The sequence below is a fragment of the Streptococcus sp. KR genome (genome assembly GCF_002238115.1).
GTDB lineage: Bacteria > Bacillota > Bacilli > Lactobacillales > Streptococcaceae > Streptococcus.
Genome location: NZ_NGVM01000299.1, coordinates 1 through 243 on the forward strand (window position 1 = coordinate 1; position 243 = coordinate 243).

Consider the following 243-nt stretch of genomic DNA (forward strand, 5'->3'; position numbering starts at 1 on the left):
ACTGCATCTCCAGTTGTCTTACCATTCTGAGTCACGGCACCTGTATGTCCGAGAACAACAATTGCTTTAACACCTTTATGACGTAAAACCTTATCATATTTCGCAATGGTTGTTGCTTCATCCAGTAAAGTATAGTTCTTGGCAATCCCTGGTAAATTAGTATTGAGAATACCAATATAACCAACTTTAACTGATTGCTTGGTCTTAGGATCAGTGACTTTCTTAATATAATAAGGGCTGTAT

Annotated in this window: 1 pseudogene; it reads right to left on the minus strand. The window is 37.0% G+C overall.

Going from position 1 to position 243, the window contains the following annotated elements:
• Positions 1-243, minus strand: a pseudogene (locus CBI42_RS12955) (bifunctional metallophosphatase/5'-nucleotidase); the annotation flags it as partial.